The sequence below is a fragment of the Sphingobium sp. TomTYG74 genome (genome assembly GCF_055393875.1).
In genome coordinates, this window is sequence record NZ_AP027341.1 from 1,907,704 (window position 1) to 1,933,590 (window position 25,887).

The 25,887-nt window shown below is 62.1% G+C and carries 27 protein-coding genes; 13 read left to right on the forward strand and 14 right to left on the reverse strand.

The window, feature by feature from the left end; translation table 11 throughout:
• Positions 1-295: 295 nt before the first annotated feature.
• Positions 296-1,351: a ribonucleotide-diphosphate reductase subunit beta gene (locus ACZ5TB_RS09600; RefSeq protein WP_464791069.1), complete on the reverse strand. Its 1,056-nt coding sequence runs from the start codon at positions 1,349-1,351 to the stop codon at positions 296-298.
• An 89-nt stretch (positions 1,352-1,440) separates the two neighbouring features.
• Here ACZ5TB_RS09600 and ACZ5TB_RS09605 point away from each other — a divergent pair, with 89 nt between their 5' ends.
• On the forward strand, positions 1,441-1,707 hold the full coding sequence (locus ACZ5TB_RS09605; RefSeq protein ID WP_464780013.1) for a DUF2171 domain-containing protein: 267 nt from the start codon (positions 1,441-1,443) through the stop codon (positions 1,705-1,707).
• Between the two features lie 67 nt (positions 1,708-1,774).
• On the opposite strand, the gene ACZ5TB_RS09610 is transcribed toward ACZ5TB_RS09605, so the two are convergent.
• The gene (locus tag ACZ5TB_RS09610) at positions 1,775-3,706 is read right to left on the reverse strand and encodes a ribonucleoside-diphosphate reductase subunit alpha (RefSeq protein WP_464791070.1); all 1,932 of its coding nucleotides are present in this window, start codon (positions 3,704-3,706) and stop codon (positions 1,775-1,777) included.
• A 548-nt stretch (positions 3,707-4,254) separates the two neighbouring features.
• Between ACZ5TB_RS09610 and ACZ5TB_RS09615 the strand changes: the two genes are divergently transcribed.
• The 4 genes from ACZ5TB_RS09615 (at position 4,255) to ACZ5TB_RS09630 (ending at position 7,915) form a co-directional block, all read left to right on the forward strand.
• Positions 4,255-4,899: a glutathione S-transferase family protein gene (locus ACZ5TB_RS09615; RefSeq protein ID WP_464791071.1), complete on the forward strand. Its 645-nt coding sequence runs from the start codon at positions 4,255-4,257 to the stop codon at positions 4,897-4,899.
• Positions 4,900-4,996: 97 nt separating this feature from the next.
• Positions 4,997-6,517, forward strand: a complete 1,521-nt coding sequence (locus ACZ5TB_RS09620) for a fumarate hydratase (protein WP_464791072.1) — start codon at positions 4,997-4,999, stop codon at positions 6,515-6,517.
• A 127-nt stretch (positions 6,518-6,644) separates the two neighbouring features.
• Positions 6,645-7,001: an endonuclease domain-containing protein gene (locus ACZ5TB_RS09625; RefSeq protein WP_464791073.1), complete on the forward strand. Its 357-nt coding sequence runs from the start codon at positions 6,645-6,647 to the stop codon at positions 6,999-7,001.
• Positions 6,998-7,915, forward strand: coding sequence for a DMT family transporter (locus ACZ5TB_RS09630; protein WP_464791074.1), 918 nt, complete (start codon positions 6,998-7,000; stop codon positions 7,913-7,915). The genes ACZ5TB_RS09625 and ACZ5TB_RS09630 overlap by 4 nt, the downstream gene beginning before the upstream one ends.
• A 148-nt stretch (positions 7,916-8,063) precedes the next feature.
• Here the strand turns inward: ACZ5TB_RS09630 and ACZ5TB_RS09635 are convergent, their stop codons facing one another.
• Positions 8,064-8,570 (reverse strand): outer membrane protein, encoded by a 507-nt coding sequence (locus tag ACZ5TB_RS09635; protein ID WP_464791075.1) that lies wholly within the window; start codon positions 8,568-8,570, stop codon positions 8,064-8,066.
• 413 nt (positions 8,571-8,983) lie between these two features.
• Between ACZ5TB_RS09635 and ACZ5TB_RS09640 the strand changes: the two genes are divergently transcribed.
• The 7 genes from ACZ5TB_RS09640 (at position 8,984) to ACZ5TB_RS09670 (ending at position 13,845) form a co-directional block, all read left to right on the forward strand.
• Complete coding sequence (locus tag ACZ5TB_RS09640) at positions 8,984-9,712, forward strand: cytochrome b/b6 domain-containing protein (RefSeq protein WP_464792524.1); 729 nt, start codon at positions 8,984-8,986, stop codon at positions 9,710-9,712.
• Positions 9,709-10,461 (forward strand): molybdopterin-dependent oxidoreductase, encoded by a 753-nt coding sequence (locus ACZ5TB_RS09645; protein ID WP_464791076.1) that lies wholly within the window; start codon positions 9,709-9,711, stop codon positions 10,459-10,461. The genes ACZ5TB_RS09640 and ACZ5TB_RS09645 overlap by 4 nt, the downstream gene beginning before the upstream one ends.
• A 32-nt stretch (positions 10,462-10,493) precedes the next feature.
• Complete coding sequence (locus ACZ5TB_RS09650) at positions 10,494-11,735, forward strand: class I SAM-dependent methyltransferase (protein ID WP_464791077.1); 1,242 nt, start codon at positions 10,494-10,496, stop codon at positions 11,733-11,735.
• Positions 11,736-11,854: 119 nt separating this feature from the next.
• Positions 11,855-12,154, forward strand: a complete 300-nt coding sequence (locus tag ACZ5TB_RS09655) for a hypothetical protein (RefSeq protein WP_464778237.1) — start codon at positions 11,855-11,857, stop codon at positions 12,152-12,154.
• 104 nt (positions 12,155-12,258) lie between these two features.
• Positions 12,259-12,681: a DUF350 domain-containing protein gene (locus tag ACZ5TB_RS09660; protein WP_464778238.1), complete on the forward strand. Its 423-nt coding sequence runs from the start codon at positions 12,259-12,261 to the stop codon at positions 12,679-12,681.
• A 3-nt stretch (positions 12,682-12,684) separates the two neighbouring features.
• Positions 12,685-13,539, forward strand: coding sequence for a S1 family peptidase (locus ACZ5TB_RS09665; RefSeq protein WP_464778239.1), 855 nt, complete (start codon positions 12,685-12,687; stop codon positions 13,537-13,539).
• A 30-nt stretch (positions 13,540-13,569) separates the two neighbouring features.
• On the forward strand, positions 13,570-13,845 hold the full coding sequence (locus ACZ5TB_RS09670) for a DUF3297 family protein (protein ID WP_196224644.1): 276 nt from the start codon (positions 13,570-13,572) through the stop codon (positions 13,843-13,845).
• A gap of 187 nt (positions 13,846-14,032) precedes the next feature.
• Here the strand turns inward: ACZ5TB_RS09670 and ACZ5TB_RS09675 are convergent, their stop codons facing one another.
• The 4 genes from ACZ5TB_RS09675 to ACZ5TB_RS09690 form a co-directional block, all read right to left on the reverse strand.
• Entirely contained in the window at positions 14,033-14,758 is a 726-nt protein-coding gene (locus tag ACZ5TB_RS09675) for a CHAP domain-containing protein (RefSeq protein ID WP_464791078.1), read from the reverse strand.
• Between the two features lie 79 nt (positions 14,759-14,837).
• Positions 14,838-15,371 (reverse strand): CHAP domain-containing protein, encoded by a 534-nt coding sequence (locus ACZ5TB_RS09680; protein WP_464791079.1) that lies wholly within the window; start codon positions 15,369-15,371, stop codon positions 14,838-14,840.
• 108 nt (positions 15,372-15,479) lie between these two features.
• Positions 15,480-16,550 carry a DNA replication/repair protein RecF gene (gene recF / locus ACZ5TB_RS09685; protein ID WP_464791080.1) on the reverse strand — a complete coding sequence of 357 codons (1,071 nt, stop codon included), beginning with the start codon at positions 16,548-16,550 and terminating at the stop codon, positions 15,480-15,482.
• A gap of 40 nt (positions 16,551-16,590) precedes the next feature.
• Positions 16,591-17,115 (reverse strand): hypothetical protein, encoded by a 525-nt coding sequence (locus ACZ5TB_RS09690; RefSeq protein WP_464791081.1) that lies wholly within the window; start codon positions 17,113-17,115, stop codon positions 16,591-16,593.
• Between the two features lie 107 nt (positions 17,116-17,222).
• Between ACZ5TB_RS09690 and ACZ5TB_RS09695 the strand changes: the two genes are divergently transcribed.
• Complete coding sequence (locus ACZ5TB_RS09695; protein WP_464792525.1) at positions 17,223-17,756, forward strand: peroxiredoxin; 534 nt, start codon at positions 17,223-17,225, stop codon at positions 17,754-17,756.
• A 106-nt stretch (positions 17,757-17,862) separates the two neighbouring features.
• On the opposite strand, the gene ACZ5TB_RS09700 is transcribed toward ACZ5TB_RS09695, so the two are convergent.
• The 7 genes from ACZ5TB_RS09700 to ACZ5TB_RS09730 form a co-directional block, all read right to left on the reverse strand.
• Positions 17,863-18,777, reverse strand: coding sequence for a dienelactone hydrolase family protein (locus ACZ5TB_RS09700; protein WP_464791082.1), 915 nt, complete (start codon positions 18,775-18,777; stop codon positions 17,863-17,865).
• Positions 18,778-18,842: 65 nt separating this feature from the next.
• A complete protein-coding gene (locus ACZ5TB_RS09705; protein ID WP_464791083.1) occupies positions 18,843-19,229 on the reverse strand; it encodes a gamma-glutamylcyclotransferase family protein in 387 nt (128 codons plus the stop codon).
• Positions 19,230-19,535: 306 nt separating this feature from the next.
• Complete coding sequence (locus tag ACZ5TB_RS09710; protein WP_464792526.1) at positions 19,536-20,279, reverse strand: DUF72 domain-containing protein; 744 nt, start codon at positions 20,277-20,279, stop codon at positions 19,536-19,538.
• Positions 20,280-20,338: 59 nt separating this feature from the next.
• Positions 20,339-20,944, reverse strand: a complete 606-nt coding sequence (locus tag ACZ5TB_RS09715; RefSeq protein ID WP_464792527.1) for a peptidylprolyl isomerase — start codon at positions 20,942-20,944, stop codon at positions 20,339-20,341.
• Positions 20,945-21,180: 236 nt separating this feature from the next.
• Complete coding sequence (locus tag ACZ5TB_RS09720; RefSeq protein WP_464791084.1) at positions 21,181-21,852, reverse strand: response regulator transcription factor; 672 nt, start codon at positions 21,850-21,852, stop codon at positions 21,181-21,183.
• Positions 21,849-23,279: an ATP-binding protein gene (locus ACZ5TB_RS09725; RefSeq protein WP_464791085.1), complete on the reverse strand. Its 1,431-nt coding sequence runs from the start codon at positions 23,277-23,279 to the stop codon at positions 21,849-21,851. Before ACZ5TB_RS09725 ends, ACZ5TB_RS09720 begins: the two co-directional genes overlap by 4 nt.
• An 8-nt stretch (positions 23,280-23,287) precedes the next feature.
• Positions 23,288-25,192, reverse strand: a complete 1,905-nt coding sequence (locus ACZ5TB_RS09730; protein ID WP_464791086.1) for a potassium transporter Kup — start codon at positions 25,190-25,192, stop codon at positions 23,288-23,290.
• Positions 25,193-25,887 lie beyond the last annotated feature (695 nt).

Here is a 25,887-nt window from a genome sequence, read left to right on the forward strand (position 1 = left end):
CCATAACTCACTCCTTTGACTTGTAGGAAATAGCCAGTTAGTCAGGAGCCGCGGACGCGCTGCCAAAGCAACGCGCCCCCGGCACTTAGTTCGCTATGATGACCGGGCCATGGACCACATGGCGCACCTCCTTTCGCGTTGGAAGGAGTCTCACACGGCATTGCTGGCAAGCTGGCGCGTGAGACATTGGGAACTTTACGGCGGCGGCTTTTGACGAAGCACGCCGCCGTTTTTATGTTAAAAGATTGGCGCGTCCCCCCCCTTTGAGGTCCGCGCCAACCACAACTTAACATTATTACTCCGCAGCGATCCCCGCAGCCTTGAACATATCGGGATCACTCGCCTCGTCCGCATTCGCCGCATCGCCAGCCTTGAGCTGCTTCCGCCGATCAAACGCATCCCACACTTCATTCCACTGGCCGCGCGTCGCGCCCTTGGAATATTCCGTCGCGCGGGTTTCGAAGAAGTTGGCGTGCTCCACCCCGTTCAGCAGCGGAGTAAGCCACGGCAGCGGGTGCTCGTCGATCATGTAGATGGGCTTCAGGCCCAACTGCCCCAGGCGCCAGTCGGCGATGTAGCGGACATATTTCTTGATGTCCTTGGGCGTCATGCCAGGCACAGGCCCCATTTCGAAGACGAGGTCGATGAACGCGTCCTCGATCCGCACCGTCTTCTGGCACATGTCCATGATGTCGTCCTTGACCGACGGCGTCAGGCAATCGCGCTCTTTGGTGAAGGCGTGGAACAGCTTGATGATGCCTTCGCAGTGCAGCGTCTCATCGCGCACCGACCAGGTGACGATCTGGCCCATGCCCTTCATCTTGTTGAAGCGCGGGAAGTTCATCAGCATGGCGAAGGAGGCGAAGAGCTGGAGCCCCTCGGTAAAGCCGCCGAACATCGCCAGCGTCTTGGCGATATCCTCGTCCGTATCGACGCCGAACTGGCTCAGATAGTCATGCTTATCCTTCATCTCCTTATACTGCATGAAGGCCGAATATTCGGTTTCGGGCATGCCGATCGTGTCGAGCAGATGGCTGTAGGCAGCGATGTGGACCGTTTCCATGTTGCTGAACGCAGTCAGCATCATCTTGACTTCGGTCGGCTTGAACACGCGGCCATATTTTTCGTGGTAGCAATCCTGCACTTCCACGTCCGCCTGGGTAAAGAAGCGGAAGATCTGGGTCAGCAGGTTGCGTTCGTGATCGGACAGCTTCTGTGCCCAATCGCGGCAATCCTCGCCCAGCGGCACTTCTTCGGGCAGCCAGTGCAGCTGTTGCTGGCGCTTCCAGAATTCATAGGCCCAGGGATATTCGAAAGGCTTGTAGACCTTGCTGGCTTGAAGAAGGGGCATTGGGTCGGCTCCGCGAATTAATGGACAAGCGCAACCTGCGCGGGCGCGGGACGTTCAGTCCCTGTCATTCCCGGCACAGGAGCAATATGATGGTTGATCTTACCAGCATCAAGGAACATGCTGAGGTTATTGGCGCTGATGGCGTCCATGTCGGCACTGTCGATCATGTCGAAGGCGCCGAAGGACATCAGCGTATCAAGCTGATCAAGGCGGATAGCGGCCAGGGAAGTCACTCCGGGCATCATCATTATATCAGCCAGGGACTGATCGCCGGGGTTGATGAGGATGGCACTGTGCGGCTGTCTGCGACCGGTGCCAACGCCGTCCTCTTTGAAGAAGAACAGGACGAGGGGTAAAGCCTCCGGGGCTGAATGTGTGGGCGCGGTCAGTGTTGCCACCGCCGCGCCCATCCCCCCCATTAACTCATTGGCACGCAAGACATTCGTCATAGTCTGTGCTTCCCCCAGCCAGCTCGAATTTCGGTGCGTCGATCGTGTTGTCGGCTTCCACGCCCCCCGCAAACCCCGCGCGCTGCACCGACTTTGACCGCAGATAGTAAAGCGACTTGATGCCCAGCTCCCACGCGCGGAAATGGAGCATCATCAGGTCCCACTTTTCCACGTCCGCCGGGATGAACAGGTTGAGCGACTGCGCTTGGTCGATGAAGGGCGTGCGGTCGGCGGCCAGTTCGAGCAGCCAGCGCTGGTCGATTTCGAAGCTGGTCTTGAACGTGTCCTTTTCTTCCTGGCTCAGGAAGTCGAGATGCTGGACCGACCCGCCACGTTCGAGGATCGTGTTCCAGACGTTGGTCGAATCCTTCGATTTGTCGCGCAGGATCTTTTCCAGATAGGGGTTCTTCACCACGAAGCTGCCGGACAGCGTCTTGTGCGTGTAGATGTTCGCCGGGATCGGTTCGATACAGGCCGATGTGCCGCCGCAGATGATGCTGATCGACGCGGTGGGCGCGATCGCCATTTTGCAGCTGAACCGCTCCATCACGCCCATGTCGGCGGCGTCCGGGCACGGCCCGCGCTCGACCGCCAGCTGCATCGAGGCGTCGTTCACCTTCTCGCTGATATGCTTAAAGATGCGCAGGTTCCAGCTCTTGGCCATCGCCCCTTCGAAAGGAAGGCCACGGGCCTGGAGGAAGGAGTGGAACCCCATCACCCCCAGGCCCACTGACCGTTCACGCGCCGCCGAATATTTCGCCCGCGCCATTTCGTCCGGCGCACGGTCGATATAATCCTGCAGCACATTGTCGAGGAAGCGCATGACGTCCTCAACAAAGACGGGGTCCTTGTTCCATTCGTCCCAGGTTTCCAGATTCAGGGACGAAAGGCAGCAGACCGCCGTCCGGTCATTGCCGAGATGGTCGCGACCCGTCGGCAGTGTGATTTCTGAACAAAGATTGGAAGTCGAAACTTTCAGGCCGAGATCGCGATGATGCTTGGGCATCATGTTGTTCACGGTGTCGGAGAAGACGATATAGGGCTCGCCAGTGGCAAGGCGGGTTTCCACCAGCTTCTGGAACAGGCTGCGCGCATCGACCGTGCCGCGAACGGAGCCATCCTTGGGCGATTTCAGCTGGAATTCGCTGCCGGTGCGAACCGCTTCCATGAACTCGTCGGTCAGCAGCACGCCATGGTGAAGGTTCAGCGCCTTGCGGTTGAAGTCGCCCGACGGCTTGCGGATCTCCAGAAACTCCTCGATCTCCGGGTGGGAGACGTCGAGATAGCAGGCGGCCGAACCGCGGCGCAGGCTGCCCTGACTGATGGCGAGGGTGAGCGAGTCCATCACGCGGACGAAGGGGATGATGCCGCTGGTCTTGCCATTGAGGCCAACCGGTTCACCAATGCCGCGCACACTGCCCCAATAGGTGCCGATGCCGCCGCCACGCGAGGCGAGCCACACATTCTCGTTCCAGGTATTGACGATGCCTTCCAGGCTGTCATCGACGCTGTTCAGATAGCAGCTGATCGGCAGGCCGCGCCCGGTGCCGCCATTGGACAGCACAGGGGTCGCGGGCATGAACCACAGCCGCGAGATATAGTCATAGACGCGCTGGGCGTGCGCCTGGTCATCGGCATAGGCGGCGGCGACGCGAGCGAACAGATCCTGATAATTTTCGCCGGGCAGCAGATAGCGGTCCTTCAGCGTGTCCTTGCCGAACTCGGTGAGCAGCGCATCGCGGCTCTCGTCCGTGACCACGTCGAACCGGCGCGCCTGGATGGACGATGAAGAACGCACGGCTTCCTTGGCTGGCGCAGCCTTCTTTTCCGCCACTGCTTCCACCACTTCGTCGATTACCGTCGCCACGTCACTTGCACCTGTCTGTTCGCTGTCACGAAAATCCATTCCGAGCCCCCGAATGTTCCTGTTTCGTTCGATTCGGTCAAGCCTCATCTTGTAAGGCCGCCCGGAACGGCAGCGGGGTGTGCCAGCAGCGGATCGCATGAGACAAAACGCCTCTCGCCCGGAAAATGGTCCGGCCGGTGCAATCACAATCTGTTGGGTAACCCCCGTTAACCCGATACAAGGGATAGTGCCACAGCTTCATATGCTTGCAAGGGGGTAAATGACGGTATGAAGACTCCGGGCGGCTAACGGGATGGCATCTGCATGGCACGGCGGTCATCCTGCATTGCAGCGACGCGCGGACTTCCCGCGCTCTTGCAAAAGGCAAGGGAAACAATTTGAGAACGAAAATAATTTTCGCTTAGGCCCAAAATTGCCGGGATCAGGTCAGCACCCCTGCCCTGTTCCGCTAAGGATGGTGGTTCGTCCACAACTTATCCACAAGCTGATGTGGATCAACTGTGGATGAGGAGCCGCCAAGAAACCGCCCGGAAACCATGGTAAGAGGCACGATCCTACCACCCGGACCATGCAAAGAGGCAGAGCCGATGATTCTCTATTATCACCCCCTTTCCTCCTATTGCTGGAAGGTGCTGATCGCATTTTATGAGAATGACACGCCATTCGAACGCGCGATGATGGAGGACCCCGGCGTGGCGGAGGCGTGGCTCGCGCTGTGGCCGCTGGGCAAGTTCCCGTTGCTGCGGGATGAGGCGCGTGACCAAACCGTGGCAGAGGCGAGCATCATCATCGAATATCTGGGGCAGCAGTGCGCTGGCCCCTTCCGTCCCATTCCCGACGATGCAGGCGAGGCATTGGAGGTGCGGCTGATGGACCGGCTGTTCGACAATTATGTCATGACCCCGATGCAAAAGATCGTCGCCGACCGGCTGCGGGCCGACGATGCGCGCGATGCTCATGGCGTGGGCGAAGCGCGCATCCTGCTGGGCAAGGCCTATGCGATGCTGGAGGGGCGGATCGGCGCGCGGCAATGGGCGGCGGGGGACGACTTCACGCTGGCCGATTGCGCCGCTGCCCCCGCCCTTTTCTATGCCGACAAGGTGGAACCGATGCGCGGCGGCTTTCCGGCGTTGGCCGCTTATCTCGACCGGCTGGAGGCAAGGCCCAGCTTTGCCCGGGTGCTGGAGGAGAAAGAGCCCTGGTGGCACATGTTCCCCTATGCCAACGGATAGCCGAACCGGCATATCTGGACTCTGGCCGCAATCCCTATTAGCCGCGCCTGCGAAGACCCGCCGTGCAGGGCGGGCGCAGAATAGGGACTTTGGGTAGATGACCGTCATCAAGACCGCCGACCTGATCGAGAGCGTCGCCGACGCGCTCCAGTTCATCAGCTATTATCATCCGATGGATTATATCCGCGCGCTCGGCAAAGCCTACGACGCCGAAGCCAATCCGGCGGCGAAGGACGCCATCGCCCAGATCCTGACCAACAGCCGTATGTGCGCCGAAGGGCATCGCCCGATCTGTCAGGACACCGGCATCGTCAATGTCTTCATCAAATGGGGCATGGACTGCCGGTTCGACGACAACAGCCGCTCGATGCAGGACGTCGTCGATGAGGGCGTACGCAAGGCCTATCTGAACCCCGAAAACCGCCTGCGTGCGTCGATTCTGAAGGATCCGGCTTTCTCGCGCGTCAATACGAAGGACAACACGCCCTGCGTGCTGAATGTCGAAATGGTGCCCGGCAACAAGGTGACGGTGGACGTCGCGGCCAAGGGCGGCGGCTCTGAAAACAAGACCAAGTTCAAGATGATGAACCCCAGCGATTCGATCGTGGATTGGGTGCTGGAGATGATCCCGCAAATGGGCGCTGGCTGGTGCCCGCCCGGCATGCTGGGCATCGGCATCGGCGGCACGGCGGAAAAGGCCGTGGCGCTGGCCAAGGAATCGCTGATGGAGCCCATCGACATGGGCGAACTGAAAGCACGCGGGCCGCAGAACGACATCGAGCGTCTGCGGATCGAGATTTTCGACAAGGTCAATGCGCTCGGTATCGGCGCGCAGGGCCTGGGCGGTCTTTCGACTATCCTCGACGTCAAGATTTACGACTATCCCTGCCATGCAGCGGGCAAGCCGGTGGCGATGATCCCCAACTGCGCCGCCACCCGCCACGCGCATTTCACGCTCGATGGCTCAGGCCCTGCCTATCTGGAAGCACCCAAGCTCTCCGAATGGCCGCAGGTCGACTGGAAGCCGAGCAAGGAAGCGATCCGCGTTGATCTGAACAATCTGACGCCGGAAATCGTGCAGAGCTGGAAGCATGGCGACCGCCTGCTCTTGAACGGCAAGATGCTGACCGGCCGCGACGCCGCGCATAAGCGCATCGCCGACATGCTGGCCGCAGGCGAGCAGCTACCGGTCGATTTCAAGGGCCGCGTAATCTATTATGTCGGCCCGGTCGATCCGGTGCGCGATGAGGTGGTCGGCCCGGCCGGTCCCACGACTGCGACCCGCATGGACAAGTTCATGGACATGATGCTGGAACAGGGCCTCGCAGCCTGCGTCGGCAAGGCTGAGCGCGGCCCGGCGGCCACCGACAGCATCGCCAAGCACAAGAGCGCCTATCTGATGGCGGTCGGCGGCGCGGCCTATCTCGTTGCCCGCGCGATAAAGGGCGCGAAAGTCGTAGGCTTCGAGGATTTGGGCATGGAAGCCATCTACGAGTTCGACGTCCAGGACATGCCTGTGACCGTCGCCGTGGACAGCGAAGGCCAAAACGTCCACCGCCTCGCCCCCCTGGTGTGGCAAGAGAAGATCAAGAAGGAAGGCCTTCTCGAAAAGGCATGACGGCCCACTAATCCTCCCCATGCTCGCATGGGGAGGGGGACCGCTCGCATAGCGAGTGGTGGAGGGGAAATGCGCGATGCCGCCGCGAAGAAGAACGGTCGAAAATGCGCGCGGACTCCGGCGAGAGATGTCGCCACCAGAAGTCGCGCTGTGGCAATGGCTGCGGCAACGGCCAAGCGGATTGAAATTCCGCCGCCAACATCCAGCCGGGCCTTATGTGCTGGATTTCTACTGTGCTCCGGCGCGGCTGGCGGTTGAGATTGATGGAAGCGGGCATGATCACATCGAACGGATGATGCATGATGAGCGACGTGACGCGTGGTTGCGGGCGCAGGGGATCAACGTTTTGAGGATCAAGGCCGCCGATGTTTTATACAATCTCGACGATGTGACGTCGCATATTCTGCACCACTGTTGCGCATTTCCCCTCCACCAGCCTGCGGCTGGTCCCCCTCCCCATCTCACGATGGGGAGGATTAAGTGATCACCTCACCCATCTGGCTGCCCGCCACTCTGTTCGCGGGCGCGGTGCAGGCCTGGCGCACGGCGGTGCAGCGGCGGGTCAGCCATAGCTTGTCGATCAACGCGGCGGGGCTGGTGCGCTACCTCTACGGCCTGCCCTTCGCGCTGTTGCTGCTGAGTGGCTACGTGCTGACAGGCAGGGTGCCCTTGCCTCACCCCGACCCGTCCTTCCTATTGTTCTGCATCGGCGGCGGCATTGCGCAGATCATCGCCACCAACCTGCTGATCATGGCCTTCGCCCACCGCAATTTCGTCGTCGGCACCGCTTATTCCAAAACGGAAGCGGTGCAGGGCGCGGCGCTGTCCTTCCTGTTGATGGGGGAGCGGCTCAGCGCCCTGGCTTGGGCAGGCATCGGCTGCGGGGTTGTCGGAGTCATGCTGCTGTCGACCGGCGGGAAGCGCATGGGGCCAGCCGATTTCCTCAAAGCGCTCGGCCAGCCCGCCGCGCTGACCGGCATCGCGTCGGGCTTTTTCTTCGCCCTCACCGCCATCGGCATCAGGCGCGCGACGCAGGAAGTTGGCGGCAGCGACCCGATCCTGGCCGCCCTCATCGTGCTGGTGGCCACCGTGTCACTCCAGACGCTGATGCAGGGCGGCTACCTGCTGCTGCGCGAACCGGCGGAGATGCGCAGGGTGTTCGCGAGCTGGCGCATCTCGGGACAGGTCGGTTTGCTGTCCGCCCTGGGGTCAGCCTGCTGGTTCACCGGATTTGCGACCGCGCCCGTGGCGCTGGTGCGCATCGTGGGCCAGGTGGAAGTCGCCTTCACCCTGGGCTTTGGCCATTTCTACCTCGGAGAGCGGATGGCCCGCAGCGAGGTAATGGGCCTGATGCTGGTCGTAAGCGGCGTGGTGCTGGCTCTGGCCGGTTCGCTATAGCTTCGTTGCTTGTTGCTTCGTCCCCATGCGGGGCCACTCCCAATCTACGGCCTCAACTTCGCGAACTCATCTGCGAAAGCAAAGGCCGACAAACAAAAAAGGGCGGCCCCGATGGGACCGCCCTCCTGTGTTTCAGATCCGAGAGGGATTAGAAACGGAAACCGATGCCGACAACGCCAGCGTCACGGCCGCCGAAATCGTCTTCATACTCGGTGCGCTGATATTCAGCCGAGATGTAGGCGTTGCTGGTCAGAGCGAATTCCAGACCACCACCGAAGCGGACGCCGTCGAAATTCACGTTGGTGCCAAGCGCTTCGAAACGGGTGTCAGCATAACCAACCTTGGCGAATGCCAGGAACTGCGGGTTCACGACATAGCCCAGGCGAACAGAAGCGGCCAGGTCACGGCTCACGTCAACGCCACCGGCGTCGATGGAGGAATCGCCGAGCGAAACTTCCGGGCCGAAGGTGATGTTCTGGGCAACCGGCAGGTCGTAGCCAGCGGTCACGCCGTAGCTGACGCCTTCTTCGTCACCCAGGCTGTCATAGCCAACGGTCACGCCAGCGCGGGGGCCGGTGAAGGGAGCAGCGTCCTGCGCGAAAGCGGGAGCCGAGAAAGCGGCAGCAGCAGCTGCTGCGAAAATCACAGTCTTCATAATGTCCTCATGCGGTAAGATGTGCGTCATCCAGGAAGCGGATCGCACTCTTGATATATAACAGGCATGGTATCGAAGCATTCAGCTTCGAGCGTCGCTATGAAGTGACCCCTTTACTCCATCCCTGCTTGCCCCGATCTTGCGTCGTAAGCGAAGGCGCATATGGCTGTCTTTGATCAATGTTGCAATATCGATATGAAGATTGTCGATTGATGATGCTATTTCGCAACAGTCACCTTTTCTTCACCATCCTATTCCCGCATTTTCCGCCACCGCGTGACCTTGAGGCAAGGCCGAGCGTTCCTATCCACAGAGAATGTGGCCAGAAGATGAACCGGCACCTCATTTCGGATACGTTCCGATATGCTCGGCGATTTTTGACGCGATTGATGCAAAAGGGTAACAGCAGGGCGATGGATGGCGGTCCCACCCCCTCAGGCGACAAGGCGCCGCCGGTACTGCGCCACCGCTGGCCGGTGCGGCTGTGGCACTGGATCAATGCGGGGCTGCTCTACATTCTCTTCACCAGCGGACTTGGCATCTTCAATGCCCATCCGCGCCTCTATTGGGGCCATTATGGCGCGAATTTCGATCAGCCGTGGCTGAAGCTGGAGCGCTTTGGTCAGTGGATCACCCTGCCCGCATATTATGATCTCGCCATGTCGCGGCACTGGCATCTCGCGGCAGCGCCCGTCTTCGCCTTCGCCCTGCTCGCCTATATGCTCTGGGCGTTGTTGAGCCACCATATTAGCCGCGACCTCGCCTTCCGGAAAGGCGAGCTGGCGCCACGCCATATCTGGCAGGACATCCTCGATCATGCGCGTCTGCGCTTCCCGAAGGGCCACGCGGCGCTGCGCTATAATGTTCTGCAGAAGGCGAGCTATATCGCGGTCATCTTCGTCGCCCTGCCACTCATCATTCTCACCGGCCTCACCATGTCGCCCGGCATGAACGCCGCCTGGCCGTGGCTGGTCGATCTGTTCGGCGGGCGGCAATCGGCGCGATCGATCCACTTCATCACCGCCTTCGCGCTCGTCGCCTTCTTCCTCGTCCACCTGACGATGGTGCTGCTGGCAGGCCCGGCGAACGAATTGCGCTCCATCATCACGGGGCGGTACCGCTTGCCGGAGGAGAGGCCATGAGCCTGATCCTCAATCGCCGCACGCTGATGCTCGGCGCGGCGGCTTCGCTGTCGGGATGCGACCGGCTGGCGCGCAACGAACATGTGCGGGACGCGTTGTTCTCCGCCGAGAATTTCCACAAATGGGCGCAGCGCAGCCTGATGGCGCGCGATGCGCTGGCGCAGGAGTTCAAGCCCGACCAGATTTCCCCCTTCTTCCGGCCCAACGGAACCGCCAACCCCGACACGCCGGAATATCGCGCCCTGTGGCGGAAGGGCTTTGCCGATTGGCGGCTGAAGGTCACGGGATTGGTCGGCCGCCCTCTGTCACTGTCCCTTGCCCAATTGCACAGTCTCCCGCACCGCGAGCAGATCACCCGCCATGACTGCGTCGAGGGGTGGAGCGCCATCGGCAAATGGCGCGGCGTGCCCCTCGGCCTCGTCCTGGATGCTGCACGAATGAGCGACCGCGCGCGCTATCTCGTTTTCAAATGCGCTGACGTCATGGGCGATGGGCGGCCCTATTATGAAAGCATCGATAGGGTCGATGCCTTTCACCCACAGACGATCCTCGCCTTCGCGCTCAATGACCAACCGCTGCGGGTAGCCAATGGCGCGCCGCTACGACTGCGGGTCGAGCGGCACCTCGGCTATAAACATGCCAAATATCTGATGGAGATTAAGGCGGTCAGCAGCCTGTCCGGCATTGGCGACGGCAAGGGCGGCTATTGGGAGGACCGGGCGAATTATGATTGGTACGCAGGCATTTGACGGGCGCTGCCTGACCTGACAGTTTGCCGCCCATGAAACTGTTCGATCGCGTCATAAAGCGGCTGGTCACACGGGGACAGCTGACCATCATCTATCATGACGGCAGAAAGGTGACGGCAGGTACGCCAGACCCGGCGTTCCCCTCGCTGGCGCTGAAGTTCCGCGACGCGCGCGTCCCCTTCGACATCATCAAGGACCCGCGCCTTGGCATGGCGGAGGCCTATATTGACGGGCGCGTCACGATCGAGGGCGGCGGGATCATGGAACTAATCTCGCTGATCCGCGCCAACAATAGCTGGGAAAGCGGCAAGTCGATCAGCGACAAGGGGCGGCTGAAACGCGGGTTCAAATCGATCCGCCAGACACTGTGGAGAGCCAATCACCGCGCCCGGTCAAAAGCCAATGTCGCCCATCATTATGATCTGTCCGGCGCCCTCTACGCTCTCTTCCTCGATCGCGACCGCCAATATAGCTGCGCCTATTTCCCGGACGCGGACAATGAGGCCGGGATCAGCCTGGAACAGGCGCAGGAGGACAAGAAGGCGCATATCGCCGCCAAACTGCACCTGAAGCCGGGCATGAAGGTTCTGGACATTGGCTGCGGCTGGGGTGGCATGGCGCTATATCTGCACCGCACCTGCGGCGTCGATGTGACCGGCATCACCCTGTCGGAGGAACAGCTGAAAGTCGCGCGGCAACGGGCGGAGGAGGCGGGCGTCGCCGATCATGTCCGTTTCGAGCTGATCGATTATCGCGACATAGAGGGGCCGTTCGACCGGATCGTGTCTGTCGGCATGTTCGAACATGTCGGCACAGCCCATTACCGCACCTTCTTCGACAAGTGCCGCGATCTTCTGACACCCGATGGCGTGATGCTGATCCATACGATCGGCCGCGTCGATGGGCCGGGCATCACCGACGCCTTCACCCAGAAATATATCTTCCCCGGCGGCTATATCCCTGCCCTGTCCGAAATGATCCAGGGCAGCGAGGGCACGCGCCTGATGGTGACGGACGTCGAAGTGCTGCGGATGCATTATGGCCTGACCATCCGACAATGGTATGCCCGCGCGATGGCGCGCCGGGCGGACATCGTCGCCCTTTATGATGAGCGCTTCTTCCGCCTGTGGACCTTCTATCTGGCGGGCGCCGCCACGGTGTTCGAACATGGCAGCATGGTGAACTACCAGGTTCAATATGCGCGCAATCGCCGATCCCTGCCGATCACGCGCGACTATATGGTGTCTGCCGAGGACGAACTGCGCGGCAAATAGTCCCCCTGAACGCTGGCTGACAGCCCCGTTCCCGGACGGTTCAGTCAACCGAGTGCATCTTCTCTTCCGTGGCCCCGCTGAACGCCCATGCGTCGGGGGTGCAAGTGAGGAGAGAGGATATGAACATCTTCGTGAAGGGCGCGATGGCGCTTGGCCTGGCGATCACCGCCCTGGGCGCGACTGCCGCGCCCGCCCAGGCGCAATATCGCGGCGGCTATTATGGCTATGGCGATCGCGACTGGCGTGACGGGCGCCATGATCGTCACTGGGACCGGCGCGACGACCGGCGCTGGCATAACGACCGCCGTCATTGGCGCGATGGAAGGCGGCATCATTATCGCTATCGCCAGCGCTGCTGGACCGAATGGCGCTATGACTATTATCGCGACCGGGACGTCCGGGTGCGTATCTGCCGATAAGACACAGGGCAAAACCTGACTAACTGTCTGAATCAGGCACAGAAACACTTCCGCAACCCGATCCCTGATTGAAGCGGGGATCGGGTTGCGGCATCCTTGGCGGCATGAGCGATCCCATGCCCGTCATCCAGAGCCTGCTGTCCGGGCTCCCCATCTTCCTGCTGCACCTCGCCTCCGCCACGCTGGCCTGGCTCGCGGCGCTGGCGCTTTATATGTGGATTACGCCGCACGACGAATTCGCCCTGATCCGCGCCGGAAATGAGGCTGCGGCGATATCGCTTGGCGGTGCGGCGATCGGGCTGACCATTCCTCTGGCGCTGTGCCTTGCCGGGTCGGTCAATGTCTGGGACGTGATCATCTGGGGCAGCGTCACGCTGATCCTGCAACTCATCGCCTTCCGCTTCGTCGATTTCCTGCTCGGCTCCCTGTCCGCGCGGATCGAAGCGAATGAGCGGTCGGCCGCCATATTCCTTGCCATGATGAAGGTCGCGATCGCCTGCCTGACGGCGGCGGCCGTGGCAGGCTGAGCCATGGCGCGGCGGAGCGTCGGCTGCCTGCCGCTGATGCTGGGCGTCATATTGACGATCGCCTGGATCGGCGAGGTAACGCAACCAACGCCGCTGCGGGTCGAAAGCTTCGATCCCCGATCGCCCCGGCGCCCCATGCCCCAATGGAGCGACGAAGCCTTCGTGATCGAGGATCGCGTGGGCGCGCCATCCGACAGCATGGGCACTGCTTTCGCCGTCGATCGGGACGGCGCCTGGCTGACCGCCGAACATGTCACCCATGATTGCTCCCGCATCGGGCTGGAGGAAGGCGGCGTCGCCCGCGCCGTGTCCCGTATTGTGGAGAGCCGGGAAGCCGACGCCGCGCTGGTCCGCGACGGCCTGCCCAGCGATCACGCGCTGCCACTGTCAGACCGCGTCCCCGCGCCCGGATCGGTCGGTTTCCACATGGGTTTTCCCGCAGGACGCGCCGCGCTCGTCGTTTCCGAACTCATCGGCGCGGCCAGCGCCCGACGCGGACGAACGGAGGAAACCCAGCCGGTGCTCGCCTGGGCGGAGGTCGCGCGCCTGCCCGAAAGCGACGACACCTTGTCGGGGATCAGCGGCGGCCCCGTCTTTGCCGAGGATGGCCATGTCATCGGCGTCAACAGCGCGGCCACCGACCGGCGCGGCCGCATTCTGACGACCGCACCCGACGCCATGATCCGACTGGTGCATGCCAGCCGCGCCGTCAATGACCAGCCGGTCGCCTACCCCTTCGCGGGGCTAGCCGATGCCGAGACGCGCTTTGCCTCCTGGCTGGAACAGGGGGTGATCCGGCGCATCTTCTGCGACGTGGACGACGCGCCCCGGTTGACGGCGGCGCGGCCAAAAGGCTAGGCGGCGCGAAACGAAGGATCTGAAACAGCCATGAGCGATACGCCTCCCGACCGCCTCTCCACCAACCCGCGCAGCCCCCATTTCGACATGGACGTGCTGCAACGGGGCATCGGCATCCGCTTCAAGGACCGCGTCCGCAACGATGTCGAGGAATATTGCATTTCCGAAGGCTGGATCCGCGTCGCCGCCGGCAAGACCAAGGACCGCCACGGCCAGCCGTTGACGATCAAGCTGTCAGGCCCGGTAGAGGCATGGTTCGAGCGCGGGGCTGACGGCGAAGAGGAACAGCCCGCCGACGCCGAGTGAGTTGGCCTGTCCTCATAGGACCGGGACTTCCCAATAACTTCCGTTCGCTTCGAGCGAAGGTCGGGCTATACCTTCCCGCTTTAACCGGCACCACCTCCTCATACCGTTCGCCCTGAGCCTGTCGAAGGGCTCTACTTCTTTTAGGAAGAAGAGGGCTTCGACAAGCTCAGCCCGAACGGAATATGTCTTACCGCAGCCGCGCATCCCGCTTCACATCAGCGATGATGTCGCGCAGCGATCGTCCCGATGGCACGGCATCCGCGAACTGGATCGCCCGCATATCCATTTCCAGCTTCGGCTCATGCGCCGCCTTGCGCAAGGATCGGCCAAGGCTCGCGAGGCGCGTGGAAGGCTCCTCTCCGTCAGCCTTGACCACCGCCTTTGTCGGCTTCCAATCCTCCGCATCCGCCTTCGCGAAGCGCACGCTGGTACCGAGTGCGGGATCAGGCTCGAACTCACGCAACTGCGGCTTGGCAGGATAGATGAACCCAAAGGTCGGGTTGGTCCGCGCGCCCATCTGGCCCGTCGGGCTGTGCCACACACGCACTTGACTCCAGTCGCCAGCGTCGGAGACATCCAGCGCCAGCACATCTTCCTCGATCGCGCCGGGCACCGACCAGTTGGCATGGCGAATCAGCACGCGCCGGTCGTCCAGCACCTTGCTCACCACCGCCACATGGCCAAGGGTCATCGGCCCATAGGGGCGGAAGGTCATGACGGCGCCGCGCCGGGGCACGTGCCCGCGCGCATAGCGGTCCTCCGCCTGATCCCACCAGGTCAGCGCGTCGCCCCGGATATTCACGCCGGATACGATCCGCGCATAGGGCACGCATTGCAAAGCGGTAGCGCCGAATACCGGCGTGGCGACCAGCGCCGCCAGCAGCCAAGCCGCCCCGCGAACATATCGAAACATTAATTGCGACCTCAAACCACTGAGAATCGCCCCACCGCCGCTAAGATTATCCGGCGGCTCTTATGAACTGGTTAAACTGTCAGAAAGCAGCGCCCGCAGCGGCAGCGGCCGGGTTCACGCGATCGGCCATGGCAATCTGGACCGGCGCGACCTCTCGGGCATGGCCGGGATAGATGAAACCCTTGGCAGGGTTCGATCGCAGGCCAAGGCCGCCGATCGGGCCATACCATACGCGCACATCGGTCCAGTCATTGTTGGGCGACACGTCGATGGCGCGGACATTGCGCTCGATGCCGCCGCGATAGGACCAGTTGGCATGGGTCAGCAGAACTTCGCGATCGCTGACCACCTTGCTGACCATGGCGACATGGCCGACGGGCATGGAACGGCTTGCGGCGAAGGCCAGGACAGCGCCTTCGCGCGGCTCATGACCACGGTCATAGCGACCCTCGGCCTGACCCCACCAGGTATTGGCGTTGCCGAAAATTTCGATGCCGGAAACCTGGCGCGCATAGGGTGCGCATTGCAGAACGCCAGCGGCGGCAGGGGTCACGATCAGGGCGCCGAGCGCAAGCACGGCTGTCGCGATAAATGCGCGAAAAGCACTGACCATGTGTGAAACGACCCCCGACTTGTTGTGCGTTATCAACCCTGTGGCGTCTTTAGCGCAGAGCCAGGATGAGTTGAGAAGCGCCAAGCGATGAATTGTTGCGGAGGCGGGTTAATCTGCGGAACGAAAAAGCTGGCCCGCCGTTACCGTTAACCGTGTTGCCGCACCCAACTCATTGAAAAGACTATCTTCCGTTCCCGTCATCCACACCTGCCCCCCGGTTTCTCTTAACCGGCCGAACAGCGCAGCTCGTCGCGACGGATCGAGATGGGCCGCCACTTCGTCGAGCAGCAACACAGGCGGCTGGCCGCGATGAACGGCGACCAATGCAGCATGGGCAAGCAGGATCGATAACAGCAGCGCTTTCTGCTCCCCCGTCGAACACAGCGCCGCCGCCTGCCCCTTGGCTGCGTGGGTGACGGCCAGGTCCTGCCGGTGCGGCCCGGACAAGGTCCGTCCCGCCGCAGCATCGCGCCGCCGCTCCCGCGCCAGCCGCTGGGCGAGCGGCCCTTCGCCATCCTCGCCCCCGTCGATCGCCAGCAGCGGACGGGCAAAAGGCTCATCGGGCTGACCCGTCAGTTCCACGCCCAGCCGCGTGACGAGATCGGCCCGCGCGGCCGACAGCAGCGCGCCATGCTCCTCCATTTGTGCCTCCAGCGCCGCCAGCCATGACGGATCGGCGCGTGGCAGGTCAGACAGCAGCCGGTTGCGCGCCCGCATCGCCGCCTCATAGCGGGCGCTGTGCACCGCATGCCCCGGATGCAGCGCCAGCGTCAGCCGGTCCAGAAACCGCCGCCGCCCGCCGGGGCTGTCCATGAACAGCCGGTCCATCGCCGGGGTCAGCCACACGATCGCCAGATGATCGGCCAGCGCGTTGGCCGAAGACGCGACGCCGCCGATCCGCACCTGCCGCCGATCGGGCGCCTGGGGCGAGGTGCCGGTGCCCAGCACCACCCCGTCCACCTCCGCCGCGATGCCGAAGCTGCCCGGCCCACCCTGCCGCGCCATGTCGCGCAGCGCCGCGCCACGCAGGCCGCGTCCGGGCGCCAGCATCGACACCGCTTCCAATATGTTGGTCTTCCCCGCGCCATTTTCGCCGGTCAGCACGATGAAGGCGTGATCGGGCAGGATCAGCGCATCCGCATGATTGCGGAAATCGCTCAAGGTCAGGCGGCCGATCATCGCCCCGCTCTAGCGGCGCTCGCGAGAAACGGAAAGCGCTTCAGCAGCGCTTGCGCGTCACCGCAGCCCCGTCGTTGATGATGGTGAGTTCTCGACCGTTGGCCGATGGGCGCAGTTCCAGCTTCTTGGTCCAGCTGTCGCCTTCTCCGGTAAAGGCGGCATCGACCTTCACCTTGCCACCAGTACCGGTCGCAACCCCCTTCACCGTGCCGACGCTTTCATGGAAGATCAGGCTGTCCGCCGTTACCTTCAATTCCAGTTCAGCCGAACGGTCGCCGCAACGGTCGTTGAGGCCCGTCCAGCTCCCCTGCAACGCTGCGGGAATTGCGCCAGCATACGACGCGGTCCCTGCCTTGTCCGCAGCGGCGGAAACAGATACGTTGTCGGCCAGTTCGGACTGCGCCTCATTTCCCGCCGCCAGCGTCTCATCCTGCGCGGGCGTCTCGTTGCTGATATCATAAGTCGCCTGCTCATCGACGATGTTGGTCGACATGCGGGGCTTTTCCCCGCCCTTGTCGTCACAGGCGGCGAGCAACAGCAGCGGGATGGCGAAAAGCAGGCGCATCCGTAATGAACCTGCGGCACGGTGAAGGGTTCCAGCTACAGGCTTGCCAGCGGCACGGCTTGGGGCCATCACCCTTGCTCTGCCGTAAAGGATGGAGACGGGTGATGATGAAGCGCGCAATGATCGCTATGGGCCTTGCCGCCACCATGTTGGGATCGACCGCAGCCATGGCGGCGCTGTCGGCCGGTGCGAAGGCGCCCGATTTCACCACGCGCGGCGCGCTGGCGGGCAAGACCTTCACCTTGACCCTGTCCCATCAGTTGAAGCGCGGCCCGGTCGTCCTCTATTTCTTCCCCAAGGCTTTCACGCCCGGCTGTTCGGCCGAAGCGCGCGAGTTCGCGGCGCATATTGATGATTTCAAGAAAGCGGGCGCGACCGTGATCGGCATGTCGGCCGATCCGGTGGACGACCTTGTCGCCTTCTCCACCAAGGAATGCGCGGGCAAGTTCGCCGTGGCCTCGGCCGGACCAGACATCATCGCGGGCTATGACGTCGCGCTCAAGATGGCGCCGAGCATAACCGACCGCACCTCTTACGTCATCGCGCCCAACGGCCGGATCGTCTTCGTTCACAGCGAGATGAATTATACTGGCCATGTAAAGAGCACCCTCGCCGCCGTGCAATCGATGAAGGCGAAATAGGAAACGCCTACCCCGTCTCCCCCCACCTCCGTTCGCTTCGAGCGAAGTCGAGAAGCGCTGACACATCCTATGTCTCGACGTCGCTCAACACGAACGGGCATCACCCTTATCCGGCGCCCTTCACATAGCGCCCAAACCACTCCAGCGTAGCCGCCCAGGCCTCCTTAGCCGCAGCCTCATTATAGCTCGGCCGGTAATCCGCCATGAATCCGTGATCAGCCTCCGGATAGACGGTGACCGCATCCGGCGGCGACTTGCCCGCCTTCGTCAGCGCCGCCCGCATCGTCTCGACGTCAGCGACGGGGATGCCCTTGTCCAACCCGCCATATTGCCCCAGCACCGGCGCCTTCAACGCGGCCGCCTGCTCCACCACGCTCAACGGCTGCAACGCCGTCTTGTCGCTGACCAACCGCCCGTAAAAGGCGACGCCCGCATCCAGTTGCGCACTGTGCGCGGCGTAGAGCCATACGATCCGCCCTCCCCAGCAGAAGCCGGTAATGCCCCGCCGGGCCGCATCTCCACCATGCTTGCCTGCCCAGTCATAGGCCGCATCGATGTCGGCCATCACCTGCGCATCGGGCGCCTTCGACACGATGCTGCTGATCAGCTGCTTGATATCGGCGATCTTGGTCGCATCGCCATGACGGGCAAACAGATCGGGCGCGATCGCATAATAGCCTTCTCGCGCAAAGCGACGGCACATGTCGCGGATCCATTCATGGACGCCGAATATCTCATGCACCACAACGATGATCGGCGCGTTCTCCGCCTTTTCCGGCCGCGCCACATAAGCGGGCATGGCAAAGCCATCACCCGCCGCGATCGAAACCGTCTCCTGCGTTAGTCCCTCGCCCGATGTCTGCACGGCGCTGCTCGACACCGGGCGGCATGCGGCGGCAAAACCAGCCGCGAAGGCGCCGGTCATCAGCAGCTTGCGCCGGTCGAGCCCTGTGCTGTCGATCCAGCTGCGGTCTTCGGGCAGGCGATCCATGGGGCCGGGTTCTGCATTCTCACTGCTCATCGCGCTTCCTCTCCGCTGCCCCCCGGCCGCCGCAGATTATCGGCCCATCCGCCCAGCGCAAGCGGTCAGGCCAGGAAATCGCCGCTCGCGATTCGCTCCAGCCCCGCGACATCGCGCGCATAAACATAGGTCCACGCATCGACCGGCCCCGTCGCGCCGCGCACCTCAATCCGCTCCCGCGCAAATTCATGAGGCGCGGAAAAATGCGCCGCGCACTCCTCATGCTCGTCAAGGATGGCAAGGACGCCGTCAGGATCAGGCAGCCGGTACAGCTCACCCGTGACAATTCCGTCAGCACCGGGAACGAAGCCGGGATAATAATCGATCCGGTAAAGCGCGCCGCTCGCAATGGCAGCACCCGCAAATTCCGCCACCGACGCCAGCCAGCGAGCCATCTCCCCTGAAAATCCGGGCCGGAGAGACCCGTAAACGAATAGCAGAGGCTGGCTCATTGCATATAATCGGTATCAATAAAAAAGCCGCCCTGACAATAGCCGGGCGGCCTTTTTGAAATTCCCCAAAGACGAGGAATGAAGGGGAGCGATTAATCGCTCAGGCGAAAAGCACCGAGTAGAAGGTCAGCATCTGCGCACCAACCGCAACCATCAACGCAACGCCCTGCATAGTGTGCCGCATGTTTCGTTTCCTGCAATTTTTGTTTTGCGCCCTGTTTGGACAAGAACGCATATGATCGACCACGCCCTTTGCCTCAATCGCAAAGGGCGCGTTCGCAGTTGCAGTAAACGCAACAGTCGCTGTTACTTCAAAGCAACAATCATCCGTTGGGCGGCGGCAGGCGCCCGGATTTTCGCACCGCTGATGAAGAAAACGAAGACATCCCCATCATCCGCCATGCTTTTCGCTCTTTTTTTCCAGCCGTCGATTTCGTCAGGCGAATATCCGGTTGCCTCCTCCTCCCGCGTGCGCATCAGGCGAAGGTAAGAAAAGCCCACATCATGGCCGACAATGGCAGGATATTCGTCATGATCGGCCAGCACCACCGCCGCGCCCGCATCGCGCGCCAGTTGCAGGAAAGCGGGATCATCAAAGCTTTCATGCCGTACCTCCAGCGCATGACGCAGCGGGACGCCATCGACGCTATCAGGCAGCAGCTTCAGGAAAGCACCGAAATCTTGCGGCTCGAATTTCTTGGTCGGCATGAACTGCCACAGGATCGGACCCAGTCGATCGCCAAGTTCCGCGATCCCCTGCCCCACGAACTTGGCGATCGACTCACCAGCCTCCCCCAGCACGCGGCGATTGGTGCAATATCGCGACGCCTTCACCGCGAACTGGAAGCCGTCGGGCACCGCCTTGGCCCAATTCGCGAAGGTCGCGGGCTTTTGCGTGCTGTAATAGGTGGCGTTGATCTCCGTAGCGGTCAGATGCTGGCCGACATAGGCCAGTTCATCCTTCTGCCGCAGCCCTTCGGGATAAAAGGTGCCGCGCCATGGCTCGAACGTCCATCCGCCAATACCTACCCTGATGCGTCCCGCCGCCATGGCACTCTCCTTACAACGCCCATCCTGACGGCTGAACGCCGCCCGGAACAGAGCAAATGTCAGGAAGCCGCCTTGCGCCGCAGGCCGATCAGCCATGGCTTCACCCCGCGCGTCGGCCGCGCCGTTCCATCCAGCCTCTTGGCGCGAATGATCGTCACCGGCTTCACGATCATCTGCCCCCGCATCGGCCCGGACCCGCAACAGGTCGGCATGGCCAGGATACGGCGCACGACATCCATGCCAGCGACCACATGGCCGAAGGCAGCATAGCCGATATAATCCCCCCGCGCGTCCATATTGGGCGTCGCACCCGCGGTGATGAAGAAATTGCCCATCGCCGAATTGGGCCGATTAGGCCGCGCCATCGACAGGGTCGCATCAAGATGCCGGATACCGGTCCTGCTGGTCGGCTCATGCGGGATTGGCGGCAGGGACCGGCGCGCATCGGTATCGATCCCGCCCTGGATCAGCCCCAGCCTCGCATTGCTCTTGCGCCGCGCCGCCCGATAAAAGGTGACACCATCGAACCGGCCATCATCGACATAGGCAAGGAAATTGGCTGAAGTATGCGGCGCCCGCTTGTTATCGACGGCGACGACTATTGTGCCCACCGAGGTCTCGATCGCCACGCGCGTATAGCCGGGCGTCGGCCGATTGCCGGGCATGCTCCACGCAGCCGTCGGAGGCAGGAATAGCAGCAGGACAAGCGCGCGCAGCAATGCGGTAAAGGTCAACGGCTCAGGCACCGATCATTGAACTGAAGTGGCGGAAAGAGGGAGGGAAACTACACCAATCTAATTTAACAGCTACATTTCAATGTCTTATAATTTCATGATCTCAGATTTTGTAGCAAACTCCGTCGACAACACCACCGGTCATGAACAGCCGTGACGCGCTGCATCTAAACCAAGCGATAGCCAATCCCCGGCTCGTTGCGGATCAGGGCGGGCTGCGAGGGATCGTCCTCAACCTTAAGCCGCAAAGCACGCACTGCAACTCGCAGATATTCGATATCATCGCGATGCGCCTTGCCCCAGACACGTTCGAGCAGAGAAGCATGGGTCAGAATGCGCCCGCCCGCCTCGACCAGCGCTTGCAGCACAGCATATTCTTTCGGCGTCAAAGCGACTGGACGCCCATGCACTTTTGCTTCGTGACGGTCCGGAAGCATGCGAATGGGACCATGGCATAATTCCGCCCCGACTACCGCGCTGTGCCCTTTCCGTAGGGTCGCTCGCAAGCGGGCGCGTAATTCGTCGCCATCAAAGGGCTTGGTGACATAGTCCGCAGCACCCAGATCAAGGGCGGCGACCTTTTCGGCCACATCGCCGCGCGCGGATACAATGATGACCGGAACCGCCGACACGACCTGGATGGCCGGGATCAGTTCCAGTCCGTCGCGATCCGGCAATCCCAGGTCGAGCAGAACCGCGTCGATCCCGCCCCGGACGATAGCGTCCATGGCGGCGCGTCCATCGGGAACGGCGACAGCCTCATGCCCATCCTGGGCGAGCACAACGCCAAGCAGGCGAAGGATGGCAGGTTCGTCGTCGATGCACAGGATGCGGCTCATGCGCCGCCCTTTGCGGCAAGAGGCATTGCCAGCGTGAAGCAGGTGCCTCCCGTCGGGGCTTCATCGACTGAAATCGTCATGTCCATCGCATCGGCAAATCCCTTGACGATGGCCAGGCCCAACCCGCTGCCGCTTGTCCGGTCACTGCCTTCAAGACGGACGAACCGTTCGAATATCCTGGCCCGGTCGGCGATCGGCACGCCCGGCCCATCGTCGCTGACGCTGAACAAAACGGCATCGCCTGCATGCTGCGCATCAACTGTTATGCTGCTGGACGCACGCCGCAGGGCATTGTCGATCAGGTTGGTCATTATGTGATGCAGCAACATCGGATCGCCTGCGACGAAGGGCAGGTTGGCTGGAATATTCCGCAGAACGCGAATGCCTTGCGGTGCCTCCAGCCCGTCCATCGCCGCACCCACGGCATCAATCAGGTCCACGCTCTCCACCCCAGGCGCGAGCGAGCCCGCCTCGATCCGCGCGGCTCCGACGAGATCGGTCATCATCCGGTCAAGCCGTTGGGCGGCAGCGAGGGCATCGCGCGCGTCGGCATTTTGCTGTGCCAATAAAGTGAGGCGCCCGTTGATGACGGTAAGCGGCGTGCGGAAATCATGTGCCAGAGAGGCGAGAAAGGTACGGCGCAGCCGGTCTGTCTCTTCCAGCCTTTCCCGTTCATGCCGCTCGGCTTCCAGGGCAGCGCTGTCCCGGCTCTGGCCCAGCAAGCGGCATAGTTGCCCAAGATGTTCCAACTCGCCCGGTTCCCGCGTCCCGCCATCTGTTGGCCTCGCCAATGCGGCGACGTTGCCATCCTTGCGGTTCTTCAGTGCAAGAGGAAGAAAGGTCCAGTCAGCGGCAGGCATCACGCCAGTGCCGTGGCCGGTCATATCGCCATTGTGGAGCGCCCATGCCGCTGCCGAAAGGTCAAGCGACGAAAACGCCGCCTCGCCCTCGGGCAAGGCGCTTTGCGTCAGCAGGCGGAGGTCGCCATATCGCAGGGCAATCCATTCAAGACCTTCACCCAACGCGGCCTCGGCCGGGTGCCCGGCCAGAATGGCAGACAGTCCGGCGGCTTCGTCACTCATCCGCGCGCGTTCGAGTGCTTCGGCCTCGCGCGCCATGAGCCGGATGGCCAGACGGCTGGTGACAAGGGCCACTGCCACCAGCACGAAGACACTGACCAGATTTTCCAGGCCGTGGACGCGAAATGTGAAACGGGGCGGCAACAGAAAGAAGTTATAGGCCGCTGCGCCCATAACCGCCGCGAACACTCCCGGCCCCACGCCACGGGTTGCCGCATACAGAACCGGCAACAAGAATAGCAGCGCCGAAGAAGCAAGGCCCAGCCCCTGAAAAAATGCCGAAGTCACCCAGGTGATGGCCGCAACACCCGCCAAGGCAAAGGCATAGGATGTGGCTGATCGTCGCATGGTTGCCCTTATAGCTCTATCTGGCTGCCTAATTCGACCACGCGGTTCGGCGGGATCGAAAAATAGGCTGTGGGGTCAGCGGCGTTGCGGTGCAGGAACATGTACAGGATGGTCATCCAACGCGGCAGCGCGGCTTTCGTGGCAAAGCGGATAGCACTGCGGCCGACGAAGAAGGACGTTCCCCCCGCCCCGGCGAGCAGGCCGTCGCGCCGGGCGAGGTCGCTCGGAACATCGATGCTGTCCATATAGCCATAGCGCAACCGGGCCTTCAGAAAGCGTTCATCGACGCGTTCCAGTTCCAGCCTTTCATCGGCCGCAATATAAGGGCGGGATTGGCTTTCGACCTTGAGCAGAATGTTGGTCCGGTGAAGCGCCTTGTTATGCTTCAGATTGTGCAGGAGGGCGGAGGGCGCGACATTGAGATCCTGCGTCAGGAACACGGCAGTCCCCTCGATCCCGATTGGCGGACGGGCGGCAAGAGCCTTGATCAGAGCGTCAAGCGCCACACCCTGTTCGCTGGTGCGCGCCTGCGCCGCCTTGCGACCCTTCAGCCAGGTCAGGATGACCACCCCGACCACACCCGCCACCAGCAGCGGCACCCAGCCGCCCTCGCTGACGCGGAGAATGTTGGCGCCGAAGAAGAACAGGTCGAGCGTGAGGAAGGGGAAGATCAGCAGGGCTGTCCAGACCGGCTCCCATTTCCAGAACCGCCAGGCGATGATGAAGGCAAGGCAGGTCGTCACCACCATCGTTCCCGTCACCGCGATGCCGTAAGCCGCCGCCATCGCTGTGCTGGACCTGAAGCCGAAGACCAGTATCAGCACACCCGCCAGCAGCAGCCAGTTCACCCCGGGCATATAAATTTGGCCCATCTGGTGTGCGGAGGTCTGGCGGATCGTCAGGCGGGGTAGAAGACCCAGCGAAATGGCCTGGTGCGTCAGCGAATAGGCGCCTGTGATCACCGCCTGGCTGGCGATGATGGTGGCGAGTGTGGCCAGCACAACCAGTGGCGCGCGCAGCGCATCGGGCGCCATGATGAAGAACCAGTCGGCATTGGCGAGCGGCCTTCCAGCCGCTTCGGCAGCCGCCAGCGCCTTCAACGCCAGCGCCCCTTGTCCCAGATAGTTCAGCGTGAGCGCGGGCCAGACCAGCGTGAGCCAGCCAAGCTGGATCGGCTTGTGCCCAAAATGGCCCATATCGGCGATCAATGCCTCCGCGCCCGTTACGGTCAGGAACACGGCGCCCAGGACGAACAGCCCTGTCACACCATGCGATGCCATGAAACGCACCGCGTTGATCGGGTTGAACGCAGACAATATCTGCGGCGCATCGGCAATGTGCCAAAGCCCCAGCCCCGCGAGAGCGACGAACCACAGCGTGCAGACCGGCCCGAACAATCCCGCGACGCTGGCCGTGCCCCGTGCCTGAATGGCGAACAAGGCCAAAAGGATAGCGACAGCCACCCCGATGATCGCAGGTTCGCTCATACCCTCCAGGCCGGGGATGGTCTTCAATCCCTCCACGGCGGAAAGCACCGACAGGGCTGGGGTGATGATGGCGTCGCCATAAAACATCGCCGCCCCGGTCGCCCCGAGGAGCAGCACGATCAGCCAGCGTCCGTCCGTCGCCCTCTTGGCCAATGCCATCAGCGAGAGCACCCCGCCCTCGCCATTATTGTCCATCCGGCTGAGGAACAGGACATATTTCAGCGTCACGACGATGATCAGCGCCCAAAGCGCCAGGGAGAGAACGCCGACGATCTCACCGCGCGTGATCCCGTCCTGCGCCGCCTGCGCCAGCGCTTCGCGAAAGGCGTAGAGCGGGCTGGTGCCAATATCGCCATAGACGACACCAATCGCCCCGAGCGTCAGGCCGCCGAGCGAATTGCGCGTTGTCTTGGAGATTTCCTGCATCGACGAGCTTCCTGATTGAAAGCCGATCAATGCAACCAGAGCGCGTTAAGGCTCCATGGGAATGGCACGCCCCGAGTATAAAGATCGCATAAATTTTTCGGAACCAGCCGTAACAGCAACGGCAAAAAGGGACCGGACGTCGGCCCAAGGATAGATTTCAGAATTTAATCGTTATATTTCAAATGTTTATAATGATTGGCGGAGAGGGAGGGAGCAGTATGTTCAAGCCAAAAGTGCCTAATATCCTGCGTTCCCTTCAGAACGGCCGAAGCTCCCCCACACTCGTTCCCACGGTCATCTCTGCTGGCCATCAAACCACCAGCTTGATGATATTTATGACGGACCGATTTGGATCTGTCCAGACGCTACTGAATGAGCCCTGCTGCCGGCCGCTAATCGGACTGTCCGAATGCGGAATGGCAGGTTCGCGGCGATCGACTCGGGAGAGCTGCTACACCTGAGGGACGCGGCCCAGCTCCAGGCCCTCTTTCTCAATCACCCCGCGGCGAGTTTTCTTCTCTGGTTCTCAGGTGCGGACCGCCGCGCAGCCAATCCACACCTCCCGTCAGGGTGTGATCGGTTCGGCATCCTTCGGACGTCACTTACGGTGGCCGGTATCGCTCGGCAAAGCAGTGCCGCCTCAACATCATAGGACCAGCTTTAGCCGGTCGGGGTGAGCCAAAGCCGCAGAGGCA

Coding starts and splice junctions, on each gene's coding strand:
- ACZ5TB_RS09600 (WP_464791069.1), bottom strand. CDS start 1,351: ATGCCCCTTCTTCAAGCCAGCAAGGTCTACAAGCCTTTCGAATATCCC.
- ACZ5TB_RS09605 (WP_464780013.1), top strand. CDS start 1,441: ATGGTTGATCTTACCAGCATCAAGGAACATGCTGAGGTTATTGGCGCT.
- ACZ5TB_RS09610 (WP_464791070.1), bottom strand. CDS start 3,706: ATGGATTTTCGTGACAGCGAACAGACAGGTGCAAGTGACGTGGCGACG.
- ACZ5TB_RS09615 (WP_464791071.1), top strand. CDS start 4,255: ATGATTCTCTATTATCACCCCCTTTCCTCCTATTGCTGGAAGGTGCTG.
- ACZ5TB_RS09620 (WP_464791072.1), top strand. CDS start 4,997: ATGACCGTCATCAAGACCGCCGACCTGATCGAGAGCGTCGCCGACGCG.
- ACZ5TB_RS09625 (WP_464791073.1), top strand. CDS start 6,645: ATGTCGCCACCAGAAGTCGCGCTGTGGCAATGGCTGCGGCAACGGCCA.
- ACZ5TB_RS09635 (WP_464791075.1), bottom strand. CDS start 8,570: ATGAAGACTGTGATTTTCGCAGCAGCTGCTGCTGCCGCTTTCTCGGCT.
- ACZ5TB_RS09640 (WP_464792524.1), top strand. CDS start 8,984: ATGGATGGCGGTCCCACCCCCTCAGGCGACAAGGCGCCGCCGGTACTG.
- ACZ5TB_RS09645 (WP_464791076.1), top strand. CDS start 9,709: ATGAGCCTGATCCTCAATCGCCGCACGCTGATGCTCGGCGCGGCGGCT.
- ACZ5TB_RS09650 (WP_464791077.1), top strand. CDS start 10,494: ATGAAACTGTTCGATCGCGTCATAAAGCGGCTGGTCACACGGGGACAG.
- ACZ5TB_RS09655 (WP_464778237.1), top strand. CDS start 11,855: ATGAACATCTTCGTGAAGGGCGCGATGGCGCTTGGCCTGGCGATCACC.
- ACZ5TB_RS09660 (WP_464778238.1), top strand. CDS start 12,259: ATGAGCGATCCCATGCCCGTCATCCAGAGCCTGCTGTCCGGGCTCCCC.
- ACZ5TB_RS09665 (WP_464778239.1), top strand. CDS start 12,685: ATGGCGCGGCGGAGCGTCGGCTGCCTGCCGCTGATGCTGGGCGTCATA.
- ACZ5TB_RS09670 (WP_196224644.1), top strand. CDS start 13,570: ATGAGCGATACGCCTCCCGACCGCCTCTCCACCAACCCGCGCAGCCCC.
- ACZ5TB_RS09675 (WP_464791078.1), bottom strand. CDS start 14,758: ATGTTTCGATATGTTCGCGGGGCGGCTTGGCTGCTGGCGGCGCTGGTC.
- ACZ5TB_RS09680 (WP_464791079.1), bottom strand. CDS start 15,371: ATGGTCAGTGCTTTTCGCGCATTTATCGCGACAGCCGTGCTTGCGCTC.
- recF (WP_464791080.1), bottom strand. CDS start 16,550: ATGATCGGCCGCCTGACCTTGAGCGATTTCCGCAATCATGCGGATGCG.
- ACZ5TB_RS09690 (WP_464791081.1), bottom strand. CDS start 17,115: ATGCGCCTGCTTTTCGCCATCCCGCTGCTGTTGCTCGCCGCCTGTGAC.
- ACZ5TB_RS09695 (WP_464792525.1), top strand. CDS start 17,223: ATGAAGCGCGCAATGATCGCTATGGGCCTTGCCGCCACCATGTTGGGA.
- ACZ5TB_RS09700 (WP_464791082.1), bottom strand. CDS start 18,777: ATGAGCAGTGAGAATGCAGAACCCGGCCCCATGGATCGCCTGCCCGAA.
- ACZ5TB_RS09705 (WP_464791083.1), bottom strand. CDS start 19,229: ATGAGCCAGCCTCTGCTATTCGTTTACGGGTCTCTCCGGCCCGGATTT.
- ACZ5TB_RS09710 (WP_464792526.1), bottom strand. CDS start 20,279: ATGGCGGCGGGACGCATCAGGGTAGGTATTGGCGGATGGACGTTCGAG.
- ACZ5TB_RS09715 (WP_464792527.1), bottom strand. CDS start 20,944: ATGCCCGGCAATCGGCCGACGCCCGGCTATACGCGCGTGGCGATCGAG.
- ACZ5TB_RS09720 (WP_464791084.1), bottom strand. CDS start 21,852: ATGAGCCGCATCCTGTGCATCGACGACGAACCTGCCATCCTTCGCCTG.
- ACZ5TB_RS09725 (WP_464791085.1), bottom strand. CDS start 23,279: ATGCGACGATCAGCCACATCCTATGCCTTTGCCTTGGCGGGTGTTGCG.
- ACZ5TB_RS09730 (WP_464791086.1), bottom strand. CDS start 25,192: ATGCAGGAAATCTCCAAGACAACGCGCAATTCGCTCGGCGGCCTGACG.